Here is a 4649-nt window from a genome sequence, read left to right as displayed (position 1 = left end):
AATAATATTTCTCATTCAAATGTAAATTAATACATTATTTTCTAGTTAACCATTAATACCATATCGTGTTAATCACGCTGCGTTAATATCCCTAATCAGGTAAGCCGATCAATATCCCCTTTTCATACTGAAAATGAGCTGACGAGCACATTTCCTTTCCTTTATAGCATGTCCAGATAGTGCCTCTTCTATCATTAAGATATCGATTCACCACTCAGCGCATTAAGTAAGTCTCTAAATCAACATCTTTTATGCGTGATCTGCCGCCCAAAAAAGAAACAAAACATCTCTTCACACTATAACTAACGATTTATTGACATATTATTAACAACCTCAAGGAGAATGATGATGAGCCAAATACATAAACACCCTATTCCAGCTGCAATTGCAGAACATGCCCTGATAAATCCAGAACAATATCATCAATACTATCAACAATCGGTGCAGAACCCAGATGAATTCTGGGGTGAACATGGCAAGATTATTGATTGGATTAAACCGTATAAAACGGTGAAGAATACCTCTTTCGACCCCGGCCACATCAGTATCCGCTGGTTTGAAGACGGCACATTGAACCTTGCGGCAAACTGTCTAGACCGCCACCTGGCAGAGCGCGGTGATCAAACTGCGATTATCTGGGAAGGCGATGATCCTAATCAGTCCAAAACCGTTACCTACAAACAGCTTCACCATGATGTTTGCCAGTTCGCCAATGTGCTGAAAAAACTGGGTATCAAGAAAGGTGATGTTGTCGCTATCTATATGCCAATGGTGCCAGAAGCTGCTGTTGCGATGCTGGCTTGCGCTCGTATTGGTGCTGTTCACTCGGTGATTTTTGGTGGGTTCTCACCTGATGCGGTCGCTGGCCGTATTATCGACTCAAACTCAAAACTGGTGATTACTGCCGATGAAGGCATCCGTGCTGGCCGTGCAATTCCACTGAAAAAAAATGTCGATGAAGCACTGAAAAACCCTGCCATTACCAGTATCAAGAATGTTGTTGTATTCCAACGAACCGGTAATACCGGTTATTGGAAAGATGGGCGAGACCTATGGTGGCATGACCTGATTAAAGATGCTTCGGCCGACTGCCCGCCGGAAGAAATGAATGCGGAAGATCCGCTGTTTATCCTTTATACCTCCGGATCCACCGGTAAACCGAAAGGGGTATTACATACCACTGGCGGTTATTTGGTTTACGCCGCACTCACCTTTAAATACGTTTTTGATTATCACCCTGGCGATATCTACTGGTGTACCGCAGACGTCGGCTGGGTTACCGGCCATAGCTATTTACTGTATGGCCCACTGGCCTGCGGTGCCATTACCTTAATGTTTGAGGGTGTACCGAACTATCCCGGCGTCAATCGCTTGGGTCAGGTCATTGATAAACATCAAGTTAACATTCTATATACCGCACCAACCGCCATCCGCGCTTTAATGGCCGAAGGTGACAAAGCCGTCGAAGGGACTAAACGTACTTCGCTGCGCATCATGGGGTCGGTTGGCGAGCCTATCAACCCAGAAGCATGGGAATGGTATTACAACAAAATCGGTAACAGCAAATGCCCGATAGTTGATACCTGGTGGCAGACTGAAACCGGTGGTTTCATGATAACGCCGCTCCCCGGTGCTACTGAGCTGAAAGCAGGTTCCGCGACTCGCCCATTCTTTGGGGTTCAACCGGCGCTGGTAGACAATTTGGGTAATCCACAAGAAGGTGCAGCCGAAGGTAATCTGGTCATCACCGACTCGTGGCCGGGTCAGGCCCGAACCCTGTTTGGCGATCATGACCGCTTTGAACAAACCTACTTTTCAACCTTCAAAGGTATGTATTTCAGTGGTGATGGCGCGCGTCGTGATGAAGATGGCTACTACTGGATAACTGGCCGGGTTGATGATGTTCTGAACGTTTCAGGCCACCGTCTGGGCACCGCAGAAATTGAATCAGCGCTAGTTTCTCACCCAAAAATTGCCGAAGCCGCTGTTGTGGGAGTTCCGCACAATATTAAGGGGCAGGCAATCTATGCCTATATCACCTTGAATCATGGCGAAGAACCAACGCCAGAGCTGTATACCGAGGTACGCAATTGGGTGCGAAAAGAAATTGGCCCAATCGCCACACCCGATATCTTGCACTGGACTGACTCACTGCCAAAAACGCGTTCGGGCAAAATCATGCGCCGGATCCTGCGCAAAATCGCGGCTGGCGATACCAGCAACTTAGGGGATACCTCAACGCTCGCCGATCCGAGTGTCGTAGATAAATTACTGGAAGAAAAACAATCAATGCAAGCACCGTCGTAAATTATGCCGCCTGCGGGCGGCACCTTATTTAATGCCTCAAAGGAGAGACTCTGATGAATGACAACATTTATCAAGAGATTGAAAATAACCCGCGTTTCAAAGAGTTGGTGCACAAGCGCAGCCGCTTTGCCTGGCTACTGTCGCTGATTACCTTGGCGCTGTATGTCGGTTTCATTTTCCTTATTGCTTTCGAACCACAATGGCTCGGCACCCCGCTATACGCAGGTTCCACCATTACTCGCGGTATTCCGGTAGGTGTGGGTTTGATTGTTATTTCTTTTGTTCTTACAGGTATTTACGTTCTTCGTGCTAATGGCGAGTTTGACCGTCTGACGGCAGAAATTCTTCGTGAGGTGAAGCAATGAAGACTCGCCATTGGTCCGTACTTTCCCTATTAGCTCTCCCAGCGCTGTCACAGGCAGAGGCGATTACCGGCGAAGTTCAACGCCAACCACTTAATATTGAAGCAATTGTGATGTTCGTGCTGTTTGTCGGCGCAACACTATATATCACCTACTGGGCATCAAAACGCACCCGTTCACGTGGCGATTATTACACTGCGGGTGGGCGTATAACGGGTTTTCAAAATGGTTTGGCGATTGCCGGTGACTTTATGTCTGCGGCCTCATTCCTCGGTATTTCCGCATTGGTCTATACCTCCGGTTACGATGGTCTGATTTACTCCATCGGGTTCCTCATCGGGTGGCCAATCATTCTATTTTTAATTGCTGAACGCCTGCGTAACCTAGGCCGCTATACTTTTGCCGACGTAGCATCTTACCGGTTAAAACAAAGACCTATCCGGACCTTATCTGCCTGTGGCTCATTAGTCGTCGTGGCTTTATACCTGATAGCACAAATGGTCGGCGCAGGTAAGTTGATTGAGTTGCTATTCGGTTTGAACTATCACGTAGCCGTGGTGTTGGTGGGCCTGCTGATGGTGCTGTACGTCCTGTTTGGTGGCATGCTGGCCACAACCTGGGTGCAGATAATCAAAGCAGTATTGCTACTGGCTGGTGCATCATTTATGGCTATCATGGTCATGAAATCGGTTAACTTTAACTTCAATACATTATTCAGCGAAGCCGTTAAAGTTCACCCTAAAGGTCTATCAATCATGAGCCCTGGGGGATTGGTATCTGACCCGATATCTGCCTTGTCCCTTGGACTGGCATTGATGTTTGGTACCGCCGGTTTACCACATATTTTGATGCGATTCTTCACCGTAAGTGATGCCAAAGAGGCCCGTAAAAGTGTGTTCTATGCAACAGGCTTTATCGGTTACTTCTACATATTAACCTTCATTATTGGTTTTGGCGCAATCCTGTTAGTCGGTCCAAACCCAGCCTTTAAAGATGCAGCCGGCGCATTACTTGGCGGCAACAATATGGCGGCAGTTCATCTGGCTGATGCCGTAGGCGGTAGCTTCTTCTTAGGCTTTATTTCAGCGGTTGCCTTTGCAACAATTCTGGCAGTGGTCGCGGGCCTGACATTAGCGGGCGCATCTGCGGTTTCTCATGACCTTTATGCCAGCGTCATCAAGAAGGGCAAAGCAAATGAGCGTGATGAATTGAAAGTATCGAAAATCACCGTGGTGGTTTTAGGATTTGTCGCAATCGGCTTGGGTATTCTGTTTGAAAAACAAAATATTGCCTTCATGGTTGGTTTAGCATTCTCCATTGCAGCCAGTTGTAACTTCCCTATTATTTTCATTTCGATGTATTGGGAAAAGCTGACAACTCGCGGCGCAATGATTGGAGGCTGGTTGGGGTTACTGACTGCGGTGATCCTGATGATTTTAGGCCCAACTATCTGGGTCACTATTTTGGGGCATACAAAACCAATCTATCCATATGAATATCCAGCATTATTCTCAATGATAGTGGCATTTGTCGGGATTTGGTTCTTCTCCATCACGGATAAATCAGTTGAGGGCCAGCAAGAACGCCTGCGCTTCAAAGCTCAGTTTGTACGGTCACAAACTGGCTTAGGCGCTTCTCAGAGTAGTTCTCACTAATCCTCGTTAATTAACAAAAGGCCCTTCGGGGCCTTTCAGATTGCTGACAAACCTCGACGACTCGATCTCGGGTGGTGAGGGCGCGGCTCGAGCCATCAGGGATGCTTGTTTTTACAAAGGAAGTACGGCGTCTTTACGATCTGCCTGTTTTCACCGCAGCAGGCACTTTGTCAATAACCTCAAAGCCCTCTGCACAGCAGAAGGCTTTTCTCTTTTTCTTTTCCACATAGCAAAAACCCCACGCTTTTGGCATGGGGTCTCGGCTTTATTTGATGCCTGCCAGTGTCCTACTCTATTCGTCTCATCCTCAAGATGAGACTCACCC

3 protein-coding genes are annotated in these 4649 nt (G+C 47.3%); all 3 read left to right on the top strand.

Annotated features, from left to right (window positions below):
- Positions 1 to 348 precede the first annotated feature (348 nt).
- The 3 genes from acs to actP are packed head-to-tail and all read left to right on the top strand — an operon-like array spanning position 349 to position 4324.
- Positions 349 to 2307, top strand: a complete 1959-nt coding sequence (gene acs / locus FTA91_RS05690; protein WP_145536255.1) for an acetate--CoA ligase — start codon at positions 349 to 351, stop codon at positions 2305 to 2307.
- 53 nt (positions 2308 to 2360) lie between these two features.
- On the top strand, positions 2361 to 2672 hold the full coding sequence (locus FTA91_RS05685; RefSeq protein WP_050114900.1) for a DUF485 domain-containing protein: 312 nt from the start codon (positions 2361 to 2363) through the stop codon (positions 2670 to 2672).
- Positions 2669 to 4324, top strand: a complete 1656-nt coding sequence (gene actP, locus FTA91_RS05680) for a cation/acetate symporter ActP (RefSeq protein WP_050114897.1) — start codon at positions 2669 to 2671, stop codon at positions 4322 to 4324. Before FTA91_RS05685 ends, actP begins: the two co-directional genes overlap by 4 nt.
- The last annotated feature ends 325 nt before the right edge of the window (positions 4325 to 4649 follow it).

Origin of the sequence: Yersinia thracica (assembly GCF_902170565.1) — a bacterium.
In the GTDB taxonomy this organism is placed as follows: domain Bacteria; phylum Pseudomonadota; class Gammaproteobacteria; order Enterobacterales; family Enterobacteriaceae; genus Yersinia; species Yersinia thracica.
The sequence above is the reverse complement of the archived record's forward strand: the minus strand, read 5'-3'. Positions and strand labels throughout refer to the sequence as shown.